Genomic DNA, 19117 nt, shown 5'->3' with positions numbered 1-19117 from the left:
ATAACCACAGTGCTTAAACCAATAAATATATAACGGTTATTATATTTATGAGGTAAACATAATTTTTTTTATATTCCCTATTCCCTATTCCCTATTCCCTATTCCCTATTCCCTATTCCCTAAAATCCAAAACTTCTGTACCTCACCTATTTTATAAATGCTGTGGAACCTCTATATATCGATAATCACTTACTGTAACCACCAACAACATGGCAGCTAATTCTCTCCATTCAATTCGTCATAGTCTAATTGTGTCTTGTCAGGCACCCCCTGACTCACCCCTGCACCACCCCCTAGTGATTGCCGCCATGGCACAGGCTTCGATGAATCAGGGGGCATCGGGTGTGCGTATTGATACACCTGACCATGTGGCAGCTGTCCGTAGTCAATGTCCCACTGCTCCAATTATTGGCTTGTGGAAGCAACAGTTACCGGAGTCTGAGGTTTATATTACTCCCCAGTTTCACCATGCCAAAGCGATCGCATCCGCTGGTGCTGATATTATTGCCATTGATGCCACCTTACGGGAACGTCCTGGAGGGGAAACAGTTCAAGATTTAATTAAGCAGATTCACGATACACTGGGTAAACCGGTGATGGCAGATGTGGATACCCTTGAGAGTGCGATCGCAGCACAAGCCGCTGGTGTTGATTTAGTTGGTACCACCCTCTATGGCTACACCGCTCAAACCAGCCATCTTTGTCCTCCCGGCTTTGGCCTACTCAGCCAGTTGGTGAAGCATTTAGATATCCCAGCCATTTGCGAAGGGGGTATTGCCAGCCCCAAGATGGCTCAAACTGCGCTAGAATTGGGAGCCTATGCAGTTGTTGTCGGCACTGCGATTACTGGTATTGATTTGCAAGTTAAGGCTTTTGTCGAGTCATTAGTTAATTGAACATGGTTACAGGGTTTTTCAAGTAGATGAGGTACAGTCTTTATTGGCGCTAATTGCCTTTAAGACCTTCTTACCTTTCTGCCCTCTGCCTTCTGCCCTCTGCCTTAAAAGGATAAGCAAAGTACCTCACCCAATGGAAAACTGCTATAATTGCCCTTGCTAGAAGCTGGAAAACCTATCTTATTATTGAGAACCCAGTTTCTGTAGCCAGTCTTGACCCAACTGAATGGTAATATCTGAGGAAAAAGCACCGGTGCTTTCCACCCGCACTTCCCCAAATCCCAAATAGTTACGGATAGTGGCAGCACTTTCATCGTCTCCCTGTTGGGCAATAATGCGAGTGGTGCGCAATGGTTCCCTAGACAATTTCTGATCAATACGAACATTCTGGTAGCCAGCTTGGTTAAGTTTCCGGAGCATAGCTTTAGCGACTTCAGAAGAATCTGTAGTGTATTGAATCGCAATCCGCAGGGATGTGGAGTTGGCATTGGAGTAATAGCTATAGCCTTGACCAAAGTGCTGACCCACCATCTGCTGGATGCGGCGGTGGTTTGGCAACCAGTAACTGGCTTGTTTCTTGCCATCGTTGCTAAATCGACCAGGCAGCATTAGCATTTGGACATTGGCTCGTTTAGTCTTGGTGGCAAAACCCGCTAATGCCACTAGCTCTTCTACACTTAAGTTGGTGTCAATGTGGGACTGAATAACTGAGAGGATTTGTGGGATTCGTGCGATAGTACTAGGTTTTAGTGCCTGTTCTACCAATGCCCTCATCAGCATTTGTTGCCGCTGAACTCGACCAATATCCCCATACTTGTCGTAGCGAAACCGCAGGAACTGCATCGCTTTATTACCATCCAGGTGCTGTCTGCCTTTTTTGAGGTTGATATAAAGGTGTTGAGAGTGGTCAGTGTACTTCATATCCTTGGGAATATAGACCGTAACTCCTCCCAAGGCATCCACCAGTTTTTCCACACCCTGAACGTTTACTCGGATATAACGGTCAATGGGCACATCATCGAGAAGATCACTGACCGCCTTTGCTGTGAGGGCAGGTCCGCCAAAATAATTGGCAGCATTGAGCTTGATTTTACCATGTTTCTCAATACGAGTTTGAGTATCACGAGGCATCGACAGCACTTTGACTTTTTCCCCATTTGGGTCAAACCGTAGCAGGAGCATGGTATCTGACAAACCCTCTAAGGAATTGACCAGAGCGTGGTATCCCAGGTCTACTTCTGGGGGTTGCTTGAGATCAGAGGTTAGGACTTTAATACCAAGAAATAAGATATTAACTGGTCGAGTCAACTCCGGCAAGTGCATGCTGTTGCTGGAGATGGTTTCTTCTTGGTTAAATACAGATTTCTCGTCCGGAGTCAGTTCATTTTGCAGCAAAGGGGTACTTGCCAGGGATACAGCTAGGATTGCACCTGCTGCCGCAGATGACATGGCCACTGCGGTAAAACCTAGCCAAAGCCAGAGCAAATTCCCTCCCTTGACTTTTACCTTTTTTCTGCGAACGGGGCGAGTAGGTCTTCTCACTACACGGCGTTTTCGATAAGTTCTTTGAACTGGCACTGGGCTTCCTCACACACAGGCAATAGGGATGGTATTGACAGAAGAAGACTATTCACTGCTGACCGGTTTCACATGCTTGACCTGGAGCTTCCATCTTAAGGTTTAGTATTAATACTCTATAGCAGGTTTTTTAACAGGTTGCTGCCTGATCAGGTAAATTTTCGATCAAGCTTGCCCAATCCGTCAGTCAAAACCATCATTAGAGTACATCATTTATTTAAGTAAACCCCTAGACTAGGACAAATACTTGCCCAGGATTCCTTCAGAGATCCGGCTAATCCAAGGCAGGCGTGGTGACTGGCGCTGCCATAAGCGCACCATCACAGCGAAACTGACCAGAAAATAGCCAGATGTCAGCATAGCATTGAGAAACAGCAAGCGTAATGTCCAAAATTCCGACAATTGTGCTCCTGCTGATAATAAACTGTACCCTAGCAACCAACCAAAGGCCAAGGTGACGGACAAGCGACTCACCGTTTTTTCCTGTCGGTTTCCCTGAGAGTGGTACAATGTCCACAGTGCTGGAAACAAGCCAAAGATGGGGACAAGGTAAATAAATAGCTGTAAGCGCTGATTATCGTGATTGTCGGTAGAATTAGTCTTTTTCACATTATGTTCCATCCGCAGCTTGCCTTAAGAATCCCTCAAACCCCATGACTTGGTGGTTTTACCTCTTATCATGACATTACCTAGTGGTTATTCACCAATGGCAATAATATAGTAATAGCAATAGGGCAATGGCAACATGGATAATCAACTAAGCTTCATTCTCAAACTCGTCATCCTCTCCACGATAATTTCTGTTATTATTAAATACGTTGCCCCCAGTGTACCCATTGCCGCTACATCCGTTAATGGGATGATCGGGATCCTGGCTCCAACGGTGATTTTAGCGATCGCATTAGTAGGTCGAGCCTGGAGCTATCGGCAGTTTGATTGATAGGCTAGTGGTAAGCTCACCTAAGTTTCGCGGCGCACGATCATAGGTTTCCCGAGAGGTTAAGACAGACCTTGGCTCAATCCTGATGGTGAAGACGATTCCAGTCACAGAACTTAGCTTGCATGACGTGAAGGTCAAATTTGACCTGACCCCAGCAGAGGATGACGAATTTTTCCGAGAGTGGCAGGACGAGTTACCAGAACTTACCGACACTGAAAGGCAGTCCTTAGAGCAAGTTAAGGCTCACATGCTATACCTGGAACAGTACCCGATGGTGGAAGACATTGTCAAAATGGTAGTGCTGTCTCCCTTGTTAGGACTAGCGGGTTTTTATGGTTCTCCCTTTCACCTCAAGACAGAGGCCGCAATAGAAATTGCCGCTGTTGAGGAGCACGAAATCCTGCGGGGACGTATTGATGTGTTGGTGCTACAAGAGCAGTTGTGACTACTCCTACATCAAATCAAAGATTATGATGTAGGCGCGCTCTTACTCACGAATGAGACTTACTGTTCCTCGATATCCTGTATCGATTTACCACAGCCATTGAGCGGCAGTCCAACCGCCATCAATCTATCATACCAAAACCAAGAGACCCCGTCAGGTAATTCCCCTCCCGCCCATGAAGCGCGGGTATAACGGGAGACCCCTTACCTGTTTAGTTGGGTATTAGCGATTGAATCGAAACAAGCTGGTTTCTCTCTCAAGTCAGCAATTCCTCAGGCATTGACCTACATGATGGCTAATCCTAATCAGTTGCGCCCTAGTTTTGGATTGGTGACTAATGGCACTAATTTCCGGTTTTTGAACAAAATGTTTCGCGCAGTCCTCACCCATAATCTATGATTTGGGTGGGGTAAGCGAAACCAACAAACATCGCGCAGCGTCCTTATTCAGGGGTCTCTTGGTTTTTTACGTACTCAATCAGCAATCAAACGGTCATAGGCCCTTGTGTTCCTACACTAATGATTGCATAACTGCCAGACCAGAATTGAGGTAATGATCCCCAATAGAACTTAGATAAATGCTCCGCGAACTTGAAGCGTAGCCTAGGAGAAGTAACCGTCAAAACATTATTAACTAGCTTCGACAATCCTACTGACGGGTGTGCTTCAAAGAGAATATGTACATGGTCAGCAACACCAACAAACTCTACTAGATCGCACTCCCACTTCCCAAGAAGTTGTTTGAGTATAAGCTCGATTCTGATTAAAGTGATATATAAGCCGAAACGCACTGTTGCTGAGGGTTTTTAGCGGTAGCATAGAAAAATTTTCTTAACCGTCTTGACAACTAAGATTATAACTGGTAGACCAAGTGTAGACGGTTCGTTAAACCCAAGCCCATGAGCAAAAAAAGAAGTAACAGGAGAACTAAAAAGAAAAAGAAAAAGGAGGCTGACCTGATGCGGACGGACGTTTGGAGCCTTGTGGCAACACAAGAACAAAAGCACCAGATGCAACTAACTGTCAATGAGTACCGTGCCTTCCTAACGCCTCTAGTTCTCATATTCAACGCTCAATGGGCTAAACTAGCTACTCTGTCTTCTACAGAACGGATAAATGCTGTGGAGAAAATGATTCATGCCACAGCAAAAAATCCAGCTCCTAAACATAACTATTATCAAAAAGTTTTAGATAAAAATCCTTCTTTTAGAAAGTTTCCTAGTTATTTAAGAAGAGCAGCTATAGCTGACGCTATTGGGATAGTTTCTAGCTTTCAGACTCGTTATAGAGAGTGGCAGTCAGGCATTAGAAAACATCGTCAGGCATTACCCCCTCGTTTAACGGCTATGTGCAAAAGCTATCCAGCTTTATATCAAGGTCAGCAAATTAAATATGGGGTGAACTATGGCACAGTAGACATAAAGGTCTGGGATGGAACTGATTGGGTCTGGCTAAAAAATATAAAAGTCAAGAAACATGGAGGTAATAGACATTTAACAAAAGGAAATCAACTGTGTTCGCCTGCTCTTGTAATCGACAATAAGAAGTGTCAACTATCCATGCCAGTCGAGGTAAAGCAAGTGGAGAGGCAGGAGGCAGAATATATATGTAGTGTAGATTTAGGAATCAATAACGCTGCTGTAGCAGCTATCGTAGGTCGCGATGGTACTGTAAAGGCGAGAAAATTTATCAATCCCGCCAGAGACATAGACTGTCGCAATAGACGGAGAATGAAAATTGCCAAAAAGGCAAAACAAACCAGTAACATAACCGGGAAAAAATTACCAAGAGGTTTCTGTAAAGGTCTTGAACGCAAGTCTTCTAATCTAAATTTGGAGATTGGCAGAACGGTAGCCAGAGAGATTGTTAAATTTGCCTTGTTACATGGAGTAAAAGTAATCGTATTAGAAAATCTCTCTGGCTGGAAAGCTAAAGCAGGTAAGAAAGGGTCATTGATGAAACAGAAGTTTCATTTATGGTGCCATAGCAAAATCGGCGAGCTTATTAACGATAAGTGGACGGAAGTAGGTGGGGTTGTTCAAACAATTAACCCTAAATACACCAGTGCGGTAGCTTTCGATGGTAGCGGTAAAGTCTTGAGAAGTAAAATCAATTATTCACTTGCCAAATTTTCTACAGGAAAACGGTATCATGCCGATCTAAATGCTAGTTATAATATCGGGGCCAGATACTGGTATTCCGTAATTGTAGGAGATAGGCATTTCTTATGGGTGTTCGATAGCAAAAGTTCTAACGGCACATCGAGAACGCCGATTGTCCTGGGGACGCTTAGGAGTCTAGCTACTTTTAAGCGCACGAATCCCCACCCATAATCTTCGATTTGGGTGGGGTGCGTTCAAACTAACCAAATCCGGTAGACCGATGTATGCTCTTTCCGATGAGTTTACCCTCTATCGTGGCAATGACTGGTATAATGTGCTTAGGATCCTCAAGCGAATTGCTGAATTGGTAGTGATGTGAACTATAGGAGTTCTCAAGTGCTGTGAGGTACTTTCTTCCTGGGTTTTAGGGAGCAGGGAGCAGGGAGTAGGGAGTAGAGAGTAGGGGGAATAAAATTGACTGTAAGCGATCGCGTAGCGGCTCTCAAAGAGCATCGCTCTAGGATTGTTCTGCATGATTTGTACCTCTGATCGGTTCTTTGACAATCATTGTTCCCTCTTCTCTGGTAAGCTATCAGCTGTCAGCCTTTAGCTGATAGCTGATAGCTAAATCCAAATGCGTTCGCTTAGCGGCTCCATTGGAGCATCGCGTAGCGTGACTTTAGGTCAATCGCTTACATTTATGGCGCTATACAAAAAAAAGCCTGCACTCAGCAGGCTACCGATGTTTTCAGAAAGATTTAGTTGATCTAACCGTGGTCAAGTCCAAACCATAAATCAACCAACGACAATGTACTCACTATTCACCGCAGCGGTTAGTGTGCCCTGATCCAGCAAAGCCTGATAAACCATCGCAGCTACCTCAGCACGAGTAGCCTCACGCACAGGATTGAGCTTCCTCTGGTCAGGGGAATTCACCACAATCAGTTTTTTAGTAGCCGTTATGACTTGATCTTTGGCATAGCTGGGAATCTTGTCTTTGTCATCATACAAATCCAAAGCATTGGGGTCTGATTCGTTTAAACCCAAGCCATTTACTAAGGAAACAATCACATCCGCTCGCTTAACATTATCGGCCTGTCCGAAGTTGCCATTACTGTAACCAGATAGGAATCCACCGCGATAGGCTTTTTGAATCGCATCCTTAGCCCAAGACTTATCACTGACATCTTTGAATTGCTTGGCTTCCCTTTTCGGTGAAGGGTTGAACGCTTTGCTAATCAAGGCCGCATATTGAGCACGGTTGATCTTATCATCAGGTTTAAAGTTACTGTTGTCAACACCTGAAATCATACCTTCTGACAACAATTCCTGAATAAACTCTTTCGCCCAGTGGTCTTGAATGTCTGCGAATGTGGGTATCCCGTCGTCTGGAAATTTAACAATATATTGATTAGTAATAGCGCTGACTTTATTAGCATCCACCAAGGCTTGATAAACCATGGCAGATACTTCAGCACGGGTAGCATTGCGAGTGGGGTTGAGTTGTTTGAGATTGCTGTGATTTACGATAATTTCTTTTTTGGTTGCGGTTTTGACAGCTTCAATAGCGTAGGTAGGAATGGAACCGCTGTCATCGTAGGCTTGTAAGGCATTGGGACTGGAAGCCGTTAAGTCTAACCCATTCACCAGTGAAACAATTATTTGGGCACGCTGAACCTTGTCTGTGGGTTTGAATGTCCCCCCAGGGTAGCCAGAGAGGAATCCACCACGATAGGCTTGTTTAATCTTTTCGTAAGCCCAATACTTGGAAGCAACATCACTGAAATCCTTGGCCTCCCTTTTATTTGAAGGATTGAAAGCGTTTACCAACAAGGCCGCATATTCAGCACGGGTCATTGTTTTCTCTGGCTGAAAGGTGCCATCAGGGAAGCCACTAATATACCCTTTACTGTACAATCCCTCGATGAAATCCTCTGCCCAGTGACCACCAATATCCGTTAACTTTTTAGGTGGGTCAACAGGGTCAACAGGGTCAACAGGGTCGACAGGGTCGACAGGGTCGACAGGGTCGACAGGGTCGACAGGGTCGACAGGGTCGACAGGGTCGACAGGGTCGACAGGGTCGACAGGATTAGGAACTTCAGCGATCGCGTCATCAATTTGAACCGGACCACTGGCTTTTGAGGCAACTAAAAAATTGCCCACTGAAATCAGCTTAACCGTGGTGTAATTTTTTAAATCAAACTCACCGTTGTTACGCAGTACGTTTTCCCCTGGGTCTCCTGCGGTTCCCAAATCTGGCAAACCCTTGCCAGAAACTGACAGACCAAATCTTTCGTTGTTTTCAATCCGATTCTTACGCAGTATCGGTCGAGCGTCCCCAGAAACCACTATCCCAAATATGTTTTCAGAGGTTTGGTTCTCGACCAGCCTTGGCGCTGCATTACTATCAACAGCAATGCCATTACCCATTTTTTTACAGGTATTCCCTTGGATGTTCCCTTTGGCATCCCTGGTAATCGATATCCCTTGGCCCTCTATACCGCTACCAATGAAATTATTATCTTTAATTTCTGGTGTGGCTTCACCAGTGACATTAACCCCTTCACGATTGCACTCTTTGAAGGTACAATTAGCAACGATAGGGCTACCAGACTCAATCCAGGCCCCAGTGCCTCGGCGCTCACGATTGGTCATAGTTACTCCCCTGAGGTCGGTATCCTTAGCTAGGATAAGGGTCACGTTTTGACCACCACCGAAACGGGTGTTGAACAATCCGTTGCCTTCAATTAAGATGTCCTTGCCTTTGTTGGCTTCATCCCCTATAATTTTTACACCGGAGGGAGCTTTCAGCGGAAAGGTTTCACCACTGGCTGTATTATAAGTACCAGGTTTTAGTTGAATCTGGTCACCTGATCCAGCTGAATCGAAGGCTTTAGTAATAGTTTTAAAGGGCGTAGATTCGCTACCATCAGCGCTATCACTTCCAGTAGCTGGATTGACGTATAGAGTTGCCATAATTTAGGATTACCCAAAACGCTTAAGAACACAGCAAAACTGCGGTGTCACCCATGAGAGGGTTCACCACTTGCTAATTTCCTGAGCAGGAGGCTAACTTTCTTTAGAAATACTCTTAAGAATTGTTACCCAGATAGTGTGCCTGCTTTTATTGCTTATATCTCACAGTTTAAGCTCGATTTTCACTAAATGTCCATTGAGACTTAAGCAGATTTACTCTGGATTTCTTGTTCTGGCAATGTCAGAATCTCTACACCGTCAGGGGTGACAACTATAGTGTGTTCAAATTGGGCAGAAAGTTTGCGATCGCGTGTTACAGCTGTCCACTTATCAGCTAATATCTCCACTTCGTGGGTACCTTCGTTAATCATGGGCTCGATAGTGAAAACCATCCCAGCCCGGAGGCGTTTTCCTTTCCCTCGGGTGCCATAGTGAGGAATTTGGGGAGCTGTATGGAAAATCTTGCTAATCCCATGTCCAACAAAGTCTCGCACTACGGAAAAGCCGTTGGACTCGGCATACTCTTGGATAGCAGCACCAATATCGCCAACCCTTGCTCCTGGCTTGACCTCAGCAATGCCCCGCATCATACATTCTTCAGTAACTTCCACCAGCTTTTTTGCTAGGGGTGAGGGGGTACCAACAAAAAAGGTTCTAGAGGTATCCCCGTGATATCCATCCACCTTTGGTGTTACGTCTATATTAATGATGTCCCCATCTTTAAGGATTTGCTTCCCGTTAGGGATACCGTGACAGACAACTTCATTGATACTGGTACAGATAGATTTAGGAAAGCCCTGGTAGCCTAAGGGAGCACTGATTGCCCCATGCTCTTTTGTCCAGCGCTCAGCTTCATCATTAATCTCTAGGGTGCTTACCCCTGGCTTAACCATGGGTTCTAAATGGTCTAACAGTGCAGTGGCTAAGCGTCCAGCAAGACGCATTTTAGCTATTTCTCTACTGGATAAGAGCACAATTCTTTCAGCTGCCATGAGTTTTTATTCCGTCAATTACCCCAAAACCTGGGAAAAATTATACTATTTGTTGTTTTTTTAATTGTACAATAATATGATCCCTAATTAACGCGGGTTGGCTTGAGAGCAATAGGTAAGGTACATTCTGGATTTTAGGGAATCGGGAATCGGGATTCGGGAATCGGAACCCACCCCTAACCCCTCCCAGGAGGGGAACGGGAATCGGGATTCGGGAATCGGGATTCGGGATTCGGGAACAGGTAAAAATCCTGTGTACCTCCTCTTTTGCTTGCTATCCAAAGCCAGAATATTTCAATAGAATAGGTCAGTTGATAGAACCAAGTAGGAGTCGATTTTGGAGGTCAAAGCCGCAGTAGCTTTTGAAGCAGGCAAGCCTTTATCCATTGAAACGGTTCAGGTAGCCGAACCTAAGGCGGGTGAGGTGATGGTGGAAATTAAAGCAACCGGAGTATGCCATACTGATGCCTATACCCTCTCTGGCGCAGATCCAGAAGGACTATTCCCAGCCATTCTAGGACATGAGGGAGCAGGTGTAGTCGTTGAGGTGGGTGAAGGGGTGACTAGCGTCCAGGTAGGAGACCATGTGATTCCCCTCTATATCCCTGAGTGCCGTCAGTGTGAATACTGTTTAAGTGGTAAAACCAATCTTTGTCAGGCGATTCGGAATACCCAAGGACGTGGTTTGATGCCCGATGGTACCAGTCGCTTCTCTGTCGATAGCAAAATGCTCCATCATTACATGGGGACATCCACCTTTGCTAACTATACCGTACTGCCAGAAATCGCAGTAGCAAAAATCCGCAAAGATGCTCCCTTTGATAAAGTTTGTTACATCGGTTGTGGAGTTACAACGGGTATTGGTGCTGTGATCAATACCGCTAAAGTTCAACCAGGTTCGAGAGTCGTGGTATTTGGACTCGGGGGAATTGGTTTGAATGTAATCCAAGGCGCACGGATGGTGGGTGCTAGCCAAATTGTAGGTGTTGATATTAATCCCAAAAAACAACAACTTGCTGAAAAATTCGGGATGACCGATTTTGTAAATCCTAATGAAATAGAGGGAGATTTAGTCCCTTACATTATTGATTTAACTAAAGGGGGCGCTGATTATAGTTTCGAGTGTATTGGTAATGTGAAGATGATGCGCCAAGCTCTAGAATGCTGCCACAAAGGTTGGGGTGAATCTATTATTATTGGTGTCGCAGGTGCTGGAGAAGAAATCAATACTCGACCTTTTCAGCTGGTAACTGGACGGGTCTGGCGAGGTACAGCTTTTGGGGGAGCTAGAGGACGCACGGATGTTCCTAAAATCGTAGATTGGTATATGGAAGGTAAGATTAATATTGATGATATGATTACCCATGTCATGCCCTTGGAACAAATTAATGATGCCTTCGATTTGATGCATAAGGGTGAGTCGATTCGTAGTGTGGTGACGTTTGGATAGTTGAAGGTTAATTCATAGGTTTAAGGTTTAAGGTTTGTTGGTTGAAGGTTGAAGGTTTGTTGGTTGAAGGTTGAACGCGATGGACTTCGTCCCGCTTTCAGGGAACCCGTGGCCTATTGGCCAAGGTTATTTGGTTAGCCGTAGGCCACGCTTACTGGCAGAGCCCGACGCTGCGCGTTCGCGTAGTTAAGTAGAGTAGGGTGGGCAAAGTCATCATTTCGTGACTAATCAAAACCACCAAACTCTTTTTGCCCACCCTACAAGCTACTGTTAAGTTTGATTACGTTAAATTTTACTTAAAAAAGTTACTTAATTTGACAAAATATTAAATAAAAACTGTAGCAGTTGCCACAACAGCAGTGGTTATTGTCTTATTGACTCAAAGCTTCTTGTTCAACTTGGTTTTCATGCCCAAGTTTTTTGATCACCCTGTATAGGGATTTCTAGCGTAATCAGGTAAACAGGATTTTTTCCCTGTTCCCAGATCCGCTGTTCCCTGTTCCCTTTTCCCATCAATCCTATGTTCAAAACTCAAATACAAACCCTATATTAACTATCACTATGACTACAGCAACTAATCCCACTCAGATTAACTCTGGTATTGGCGGTACCAAAAATTTCTACAACTGGAATTGGCAAGACAAACAGTATCAAGTGGTCTACGAAACCATTGGCGCAGGCAACCCCGTACTGTTACTGCCTGCTTTTAGTACAGTTTCTAGTCGCACAGAAATGAAGGGTATTGCCAATCTACTCGCTACCAACTATCACGTTACCGTTCTAGATTGGTTAGGATTTGGCGAGTCTCAATGCCCTCCTGTGGATTACAATCCCGTATTATTTCAGCAGTTATTAGCAGATTTTGTTAACTCTGTTTTTAATAATAACTCAATTATCGTAATTGCTGCGGGTCATGCTTCTGGATACGCTTTAAAGTTTACCCAAGATAATCCAGATAGTATTTCTAAACTAATTTTAGTGGCTCCCACTTGGAAAGGACCGTTAAGAGTAATGGGTTTACCCGATGGAGTGAGAAACGGAGTAAAAAACCTAGTGCGATCGCCCTGGTTAGGTCAGAGTCTATACTATCTCAACACTACCCCTTCTTTTCTGCGCTTGATGTATAAACGCCACGTCTATGTGGATGAAACCAAACTAACTCCCGAATTTATTGCCCAAAAACACAAAATCACTTCCAAAGATGGCGGGAGATATGCCCCGGCTGCCTTTGTTACTGGCGCAATCGATCCTGTAGCTAATCGGGAGGAATTTTTGCAGCTTTTAGATTCTGTGCCGATGCCCTTATTAATGATATTAGCGGAAAATGCGCCACCTAAGTCAAAAGCCGAAATGATAGCGATGGCGGAGTTAGGACAGGTGCAAACCGTTCGATTAGCTGGAACTTTAGGTATTTCTGAAGAGTATCATGAAGCGGTAACAGCAGTGATTGAGGATTTTATTTAGCGTTTATTTCAGTTGTGAGGTACACTTATCAAGCTCAAAGTCCCCCTTTTTAAGGGGGATTTAGGGGGATCCCTTTGTACCTAATGGTAAATAAAATTTTATTGAGCTATTTAGCGGACGCTTATAGTCTTAGGACGAGTTTGGAAGTTGATCAATTAATGAAACACACGGCTATTAGTCTATTTTGCGGTGCAGGTGGATGTTCTCTTGGGTTTAAACAAGCTGGATATTCAATTGTTTATGCGAATGATAAAGATGCGGCGGCAGTTGAAACATATAGAATAAATTTTACCGAGTCGTTATGTAGCAATGAGGATATCGATAACCTAGATTTTGGGCAGGTTCTTTCTGAAATAGTAATGAAACCAGGGGAACTGGACATATTGATAGGGGGGCCTCCATGTCAAGGCTTCTCCACAGCGGGCTCAAGGTTCTGGGATGATCCAAGAAATAATTTGCTTAAACAATACGTTAAAGCACTAACTATTTTGAACCCAAAATGGTTCATTATGGAGAATGTTGAAGGGCTACTTACCTCCAACAAAGGCAAATATGTATACGAAGCCGCTAAGGCGTTCATTGAGCTGGGTTATTGGATTAGAATTGAGAAAATTTATTCTCAAGAATACGGTATACCACAAAGACGAAAGCGAGTTCTAATTATCGGTAATAGGTTGGGGCATGACTTTAGAATTCCAGCACCAAAATTTCAAGTCTCCGGTCAACTATTCCGTAACTCTGACATTACTATTTCTCATGCAATAAACAGTTTACCACCAGCAACAAAAGATAAGGGCACCCTACTAACACCTTTAACCTCGCCTCCTCAAGATGATTTTGATTCTTTTCTTCGTGGAAATGCCACACAAATATCCGATCATTACTACCCAAGTATTAACGGCATCCAGCTACAAAGAATTACTGCCTTAAAACCAGGTCAAACCATGAAGGATTTGCCAGAGGAACTACAGCATGAGTCATTTAAGAAGAGAGCAAATAGGCGCGTTGCTGATGGCATGCCCACAGAAAAGCGGGGTGGAGCGCCATCCGGACTTAAAAGACTGATGGGGAATGAGCCGAGCTTAACCATCACTGGCGCTGCAACAAGAGAGTTAATACACCCAGTGGAAAACAGACCTTTAACGATAAGAGAGGCCGCACGAATTCAAACCTTTCCAGATGATTTTGTATTTTGTGGGAATGCCTCTCAGAAAATCCAGCAAATAGGCAATGCAATTCCACCAATTTTGGCTCGTGTATTTGCTGAACATATCCGTGATAATTATGGCTTCGAGGGGGATCAAGAAAATCCAGGTCGCATGCTTGGCTTTTTGCTGACAAAGGCAGAGGCTATGAGCCCAGCTTTAAAAAATACAGAAATTTTACTTAATAGCCTGATGGAAAATAAAATCCATCAATACACATTGTTTGGATAATCCATGAAAAATACTGCTTTCATAAAAAACTTGTATTCTAAATGTAAAATGCATGGTTCAGGTGAAGCTCAGGTTATAATATCTGATGGAGAGTTATCGTCACTACTATCTATTGCTATTGATAACCTTGGATGGTCTCACGATCACCTTCAGATTATTAAAGTCAATGTACCAGATGATGACTACTACAATATTCCAATCAGCTGGTTTGATAGCATAGCAGAATCTGATATCCGTGCCGAAGATGTTATCTCAGCACTGACAGCCTGCTTCAATCAGGATAACGATTTTGCGTTATTTATAGAAAACCTCTCTGCTCTTCATCGGCGCAGAGTTAAATATCAAAGAATTCTGTCATCACAGCCCATGTCCAACATGGATCAAATTGGTCCTAGATCACTTCTAGAGTATGGTGGATGTAATACCACTCTTCTTGCGAATTGGATGGTTTGGAGGAAGTGGATTTATGATATCGACAATCGGTCAGCCCAGGAAACTGGCTATTTATTTGAACCTCTATTAGCGAGTTGCTTAGGTGGCAAGCCTGTTGGAGCGAAAAACTCACCAGTTAAGAGACTTGATGCCAATGGAAATCCTACCAACCAAGGGCGACAAATAGACTGTTTAGTTCCAAGTAATAATAGAACCTATGAACTTAAACTGAGAGTAACAATTGCTGCAAGTGGTCAGGGGAGATTTGGTGAAGAGCTTTCATTTGCTGAAGAAAGCCAAGCTGCTGGTTTTATACCAGTTCTTCTGGTTTTAGATCCAACACCCTCGAATAGGTTAACTGAGTTATCAGAGAAATATCTGGCCTGTGGTGGCGCTTTTTATCACGGAGAAGAAGCGTGGAGGCACATGGAGCAGGAAGCCGGAGAGGTGGTTTCTGTTTTTATTGAAAGATACATAAAGCCAGCAATACAGGGCATAGAAGAGATCGAAATTGAATATCCTAAGTCAATAAATTTGCGATGGTCAGATCAAGTGATTGAGATATCAGATGACAGTAGTTCTTATGTTATAAATCGACTGTAAGTGGTAACAAATAACTGCACTACGACCAATTTTAATAGCTATCATAAATTCTATAGATTATTTTGAAGGTACTGGAGAAGCAATTTTTTAAACAGTGATACCTGTCTAAAAAATAAAAGCTATAATGGATATTATTATAGAAAATTTTAAAGATGCAAGATCTAAATTTAAATGAAACCCAGAAAAAACTTTTGCAGTGGCTCGTAGAAGAAGTACGTGCTGACAGGCTTAAGGAGAATGAAATCTTGTTCATTTGGTCTTACAGCGGCACAATTATAGGAGGATATCAGCGGAATGTTCCTAAAGTCGATAAAATAACTCTTGATGCTCTAGAAAATAGTGATTGTTTAGTATGTAATAAAAGTATTCAACATCAATACAATTGTGCTTTAACCAGTAAAGCATATCAAGCCGTTAAATCTAATTTTGGTGCTCCTAACTTGTCTGCTATTCCTCCTGAACTTAAGCACCTAGATCCTGAACTGTTGAAAAGATGTCACTGTTTATTAAATACTTGTGGAGATGATTCCAAAGCTTGGGACAAAGATGTTCGCACAGCAACAGTATTTTTAGAAGAGCGGTTGAAAAAACTTGGAAAAATTGATAACAGCAATAAAAATGCTACAGGTGAAGATATCGTAAACAAAATTTTTTCTCCTAAGAAGTCGGTATTGAAGGGCAAACTTGACGATAGCGATCTTCAAGCATATCGTAATCTTTATGCAGGTATGATGGGGGTTTTTCGCAATCCTTATGCACACGGATTTATAGACCCTCCTCCAGAAGTTGGTCGGGCAATCATCCTATTTATTGATGTGCTCCTAAAAAAACTGGATGCTATAGACTGGGATTAAGGTGAGGGCGAGGCATAACACCTCATATTATGATGGGTGTGTCAGTGGCTAAAAAAACTATTGCACTGACACACTAAATTGCTCACCAGCCCATAAAATAGCGATGCTCTTACAGAGCCGCTACGCGATCGCAGTCAGTTTGCGATCGCACAAATACAACTATTCTTCAAATCCCCCCCTTGTTAAGGGGGGTTAGGGGGGATCCCCCAGTCCAAAACTATTGCAACCCTTCTAACAACTGTTCCAACGCCCTATCGAGAGCTTCCCCTAACTTACTGCCATCTTTTCCACCAGCTTGAGCCAAGTTAGGTCGTCCACCGCCACCACCACCACATAATTTAGCGATCGCACCAATAAACTTCCCAGCCTGCAAGCCTTTCTGATTAACACCCTTACTAAAGGCTGCTACTAAACTCACCTTGTCCGGGCTAGGCACTGAACCCAACACTACTGCACTTTCTCCCAACTTCTGCTGTAGCTGTTGCGCAACACTTTTTAAGCCCTCTGGTTCTACTCCCTCCATCTTGGCAACCAGAACCTTGAACTCACCTACTGACTTAGCTTCCGCCAACAACTGGTCAGATTTTGCCAAAGCCAGTTGTTGCTTCAGGGCATCTAACTGTTTATTAGTAGCCTTGAGTTCCTGTTGTAAATTACTAATCCGCTCAGGTAACTCTTCCGGTTGTGCCTTAAAGCGATCGCATAAATCCTTAACCACCTTATCCCGCACATTCAGATAATCCAGCACCGCCGGTCCAGCCACTGCTTCTATCCGCCTAATCCCGGACGCCACCCCTGCGGAAGAGATAATCTTAAACACGCCAATCTCAGCAGTATTGTTGACATGGGTACCACCACACAATTCCATGGAGACACCAGGGAAATCAATCACCCTGACTTCATCGCCATACTTTTCCCCAAACATAGCGGTTGCGCCCTTAGCCTTAGCTTTTGTCAAAGGCATCACCTCCACATCAGCAGTATGGGCTTCACTAATCCAAGTATTAACTTGAGCCTCGATTTGCTCTAACTCTTCCGATGTCAGAGCGCGAGGGCAATTGAAGTCAAAGCGCAAACGGTCAAAAGCCACCAAAGAGCCTGCCTGAGAGATGCTTGGGTCAACAATTCTTTTCAGAGCCGCTTGCAGTAAATGGGTCGCACTATGGTTAGCTTGAACTCGACGGCGACAAGCCCGGTCAATTTGAGCCGTTACTGTTGTGCCTACCGCTAAATTTCCCCGTTCGACAGTACCGAAGTGGACAAAGAAATCCGATTCCTTCTGAACATCTTCGATGCGAACCAATAGCGAATCCCCAGACAGATAACCGCGATCGCCTATTTGTCCTCCAGATTCCGCATAGAATGGGGTCTGATCCAAAATCACCTGGACCTTACTCCCAGCCCCAGCCGATTCCACGGACTTCCCATCAACTAGCAAAGCCTCTACCTTAGCCATGGACTGGGGTTCAGTGTAACCAAGGAATGCCGTACTATGGATATGTTCCCCTAGCTGATCTAAGCTACCCTGTACCGTTAAATCAATCGTTTCATGGGCAACTCTAGCCCGTTCCCGCTGGCGTTCCATTTCCACCTCGAAGCCATCGAGGTCTACCGTTAAGCCCTGTTCTTCAGCAATTTCCTCAGTTAATTCCACTGGGAAACCATAGGTATCATAGAGGGTAAACGCATCTGTGCCAGAAATCTGTTTAGGCTTCTTAGCCAAAATCTCAGCTAGCAGCTTCTCACCCCGTTCTAGGGTTTTCAGGAATTGAGACTCTTCCCGCTGCATTTCCGCTTTGATAGTCTTTTCCCGTTCCCGCACATTAGGATAAGCTGATTCAGATAATGCGATCGCTGTTTGAGCCACTTCCCAGGTAAATTCCCCATCAATCCCAATCAAACGGCCATGACGCACCACTCGACGGAGCAAACGGCGCAACACATAACCCCGTCCGGTGTTAGAAGCCGTAATCCCATCCGCGATCATATGAACGATTGCCCGGATATGGTCACCAATAACCTTCAGAGAAACCTTCGTCTTCTGATCACTCTTGCTATAGTTAACCCCAGCAATTTCCGCTGCGGTTTTTACAATCGGGAAAATTAAATCAGTTTCATAATTATTCGGCACTTGCTGGAGAATTTGCGCCATCCTCTCCAGTCCCATCCCCGTATCAATATTTTGCTTCTCTAACGGGGTGCGATTACCCTCCGCATCCTGGTTGTATTCCATGAATACCAGGTTATAGAACTCAATAAACCTGGTATCATCTTCCAAGTCAATGCTCTCGTCTCCCAGTTCTGGGTGAAAATCGTAGTAAATTTCCGAACACGGACCACACGGACCGGTCGGACCCGATTTCCAATAATTATCCTCCTCACCCAAGCGCTGGATGCGATGAGCTGGAATCCCAATTTTATCCCGCCAGATCCCAAACGCTTCGTCATCATCCCGAAAAACACTGACTACTAAGCGTTCTGGTGGCAAACCGAATACCTCTGTAGAGAGTTCCCATGCCCATGCGATCGCTTGTTCCTTAAAGTAATCCCCAAAACTAAAATTCCCCAGCATCTCAAAAAAAGTATGATGCCGTGCCGTGCGTCCCACATTCTCTATATCATTGTTGCGGATACATTTTTGGGCAGTAGTGGCGCGAGGGAATTCCGACTGACGTTGTCCTAGAAAAATCGGTTTAAACGGCAACATTCCCGCAATTGTCAGCAACACCGTCGGGTCTTCCGGTACTAACGAAGCACTTGGCAATACCTGGTGTTGCCGTTGGGAGTAGAAATCGAGGAAAGTTTGCCGTATTTCGTTACCGCGCAAATAATTAGGGATATCGGGCATGGTTCTCTACAATTCAGCTTTAGGGTATGGGCTTATGGGAAGTAAAACCCTATCGCTATGTTTCTTAATTTACGTATGATCCATTCTGACATAGAAGCG

The 19117-nt window shown here is 44.2% G+C and carries 17 protein-coding genes; 9 read left to right on the top strand and 8 right to left on the bottom strand.

The genetic code is table 11. The features are described 5' to 3' along the window. Positions 1-209 precede the first annotated feature (209 nt). A complete protein-coding gene (locus LYNGBM3L_RS09035; RefSeq protein WP_008181627.1) occupies positions 210-896 on the top strand; it encodes an N-acetylmannosamine-6-phosphate 2-epimerase in 687 nt (228 codons plus the stop codon). 183 nt (positions 897-1079) lie between these two features. On the opposite strand, the gene LYNGBM3L_RS09030 is transcribed toward LYNGBM3L_RS09035, so the two are convergent. Then, positions 1080-2474, bottom strand: a complete 1395-nt coding sequence (locus tag LYNGBM3L_RS09030; protein ID WP_052308417.1) for an LCP family protein — start codon at positions 2472-2474, stop codon at positions 1080-1082. A 234-nt stretch (positions 2475-2708) separates the two neighbouring features. Continuing rightward, entirely contained in the window at positions 2709-3095 is a 387-nt protein-coding gene (locus LYNGBM3L_RS09025; RefSeq protein ID WP_008181625.1) for a hypothetical protein, read from the bottom strand. A gap of 124 nt (positions 3096-3219) precedes the next feature. On the opposite strand from LYNGBM3L_RS09025, the gene LYNGBM3L_RS09020 reads away from it, so the two are divergent. Both LYNGBM3L_RS09020 and LYNGBM3L_RS09015 read left to right on the top strand, forming a co-directional pair. Further along, positions 3220-3414, top strand: coding sequence for a hypothetical protein (locus tag LYNGBM3L_RS09020; protein WP_008181624.1), 195 nt, complete (start codon positions 3220-3222; stop codon positions 3412-3414). Between the two features lie 85 nt (positions 3415-3499). Further along, a complete protein-coding gene (locus tag LYNGBM3L_RS09015; protein WP_008181623.1) occupies positions 3500-3859 on the top strand; it encodes a hypothetical protein in 360 nt (119 codons plus the stop codon). 484 nt (positions 3860-4343) lie between these two features. Here LYNGBM3L_RS09015 and tnpA read toward each other — a convergent pair whose 3' ends face one another. After that, positions 4344-4649: an IS200/IS605 family transposase gene (tnpA, locus tag LYNGBM3L_RS49745; protein ID WP_008181621.1), complete on the bottom strand. Its 306-nt coding sequence runs from the start codon at positions 4647-4649 to the stop codon at positions 4344-4346. 108 nt (positions 4650-4757) lie between these two features. On the opposite strand from tnpA, the gene LYNGBM3L_RS09005 reads away from it, so the two are divergent. Further along, positions 4758-6191 (top strand): IS200/IS605 family accessory protein TnpB-related protein, encoded by a 1434-nt coding sequence (locus LYNGBM3L_RS09005; RefSeq protein ID WP_008181619.1) that lies wholly within the window; start codon positions 4758-4760, stop codon positions 6189-6191. A gap of 78 nt (positions 6192-6269) precedes the next feature. Here the strand turns inward: LYNGBM3L_RS09005 and LYNGBM3L_RS40160 are convergent, their stop codons facing one another. The 4 genes from LYNGBM3L_RS40160 to LYNGBM3L_RS45575 form a co-directional block, all read right to left on the bottom strand. Then, entirely contained in the window at positions 6270-6494 is a 225-nt protein-coding gene (locus LYNGBM3L_RS40160; protein ID WP_131826884.1) for a hypothetical protein, read from the bottom strand. A gap of 261 nt (positions 6495-6755) precedes the next feature. Further along, positions 6756-8939: an S-layer homology domain-containing protein gene (locus LYNGBM3L_RS45580; RefSeq protein WP_008181615.1), complete on the bottom strand. Its 2184-nt coding sequence runs from the start codon at positions 8937-8939 to the stop codon at positions 6756-6758. A gap of 203 nt (positions 8940-9142) precedes the next feature. Next, positions 9143-9931, bottom strand: coding sequence for a type I methionyl aminopeptidase (gene map, locus LYNGBM3L_RS08995; protein ID WP_008181613.1), 789 nt, complete (start codon positions 9929-9931; stop codon positions 9143-9145). Between the two features lie 87 nt (positions 9932-10018). Beyond that, entirely contained in the window at positions 10019-10213 is a 195-nt protein-coding gene (locus LYNGBM3L_RS45575) for a hypothetical protein (protein ID WP_131826883.1), read from the bottom strand. 55 nt (positions 10214-10268) lie between these two features. Between LYNGBM3L_RS45575 and LYNGBM3L_RS08990 the strand changes: the two genes are divergently transcribed. From LYNGBM3L_RS08990 to LYNGBM3L_RS08970, 5 genes are all read left to right on the top strand, one after another. After that, the gene (locus LYNGBM3L_RS08990; RefSeq protein WP_008181611.1) at positions 10269-11381 is read left to right on the top strand and encodes an S-(hydroxymethyl)glutathione dehydrogenase/class III alcohol dehydrogenase; all 1113 of its coding nucleotides are present in this window, start codon (positions 10269-10271) and stop codon (positions 11379-11381) included. A 561-nt stretch (positions 11382-11942) separates the two neighbouring features. Next, positions 11943-12845 (top strand): alpha/beta fold hydrolase, encoded by a 903-nt coding sequence (locus LYNGBM3L_RS08985; RefSeq protein ID WP_008181608.1) that lies wholly within the window; start codon positions 11943-11945, stop codon positions 12843-12845. An 83-nt stretch (positions 12846-12928) separates the two neighbouring features. Next, positions 12929-14281, top strand: a complete 1353-nt coding sequence (locus tag LYNGBM3L_RS08980) for a DNA cytosine methyltransferase (RefSeq protein WP_008181606.1) — start codon at positions 12929-12931, stop codon at positions 14279-14281. Between the two features lie 3 nt (positions 14282-14284). After that, positions 14285-15316, top strand: coding sequence for an ApaLI family restriction endonuclease (locus tag LYNGBM3L_RS08975; protein ID WP_202799173.1), 1032 nt, complete (start codon positions 14285-14287; stop codon positions 15314-15316). Positions 15317-15468: 152 nt separating this feature from the next. Continuing rightward, on the top strand, positions 15469-16170 hold the full coding sequence (locus LYNGBM3L_RS08970; protein ID WP_008181602.1) for a TIGR02391 family protein: 702 nt from the start codon (positions 15469-15471) through the stop codon (positions 16168-16170). Positions 16171-16387: 217 nt separating this feature from the next. On the opposite strand, the gene alaS is transcribed toward LYNGBM3L_RS08970, so the two are convergent. Then, positions 16388-19018, bottom strand: a complete 2631-nt coding sequence (gene alaS, locus LYNGBM3L_RS08965; protein WP_008181601.1) for an alanine--tRNA ligase — start codon at positions 19016-19018, stop codon at positions 16388-16390. Positions 19019-19117: the final 99 nt, after the last annotated feature.

This window comes from Moorena producens 3L, assembly GCF_000211815.1.
In the GTDB taxonomy this organism is placed as follows: domain Bacteria; phylum Cyanobacteriota; class Cyanobacteriia; order Cyanobacteriales; family Coleofasciculaceae; genus Moorena; species Moorena producens.
This window is presented reverse-complemented; position numbering and strand designations above follow the sequence as displayed.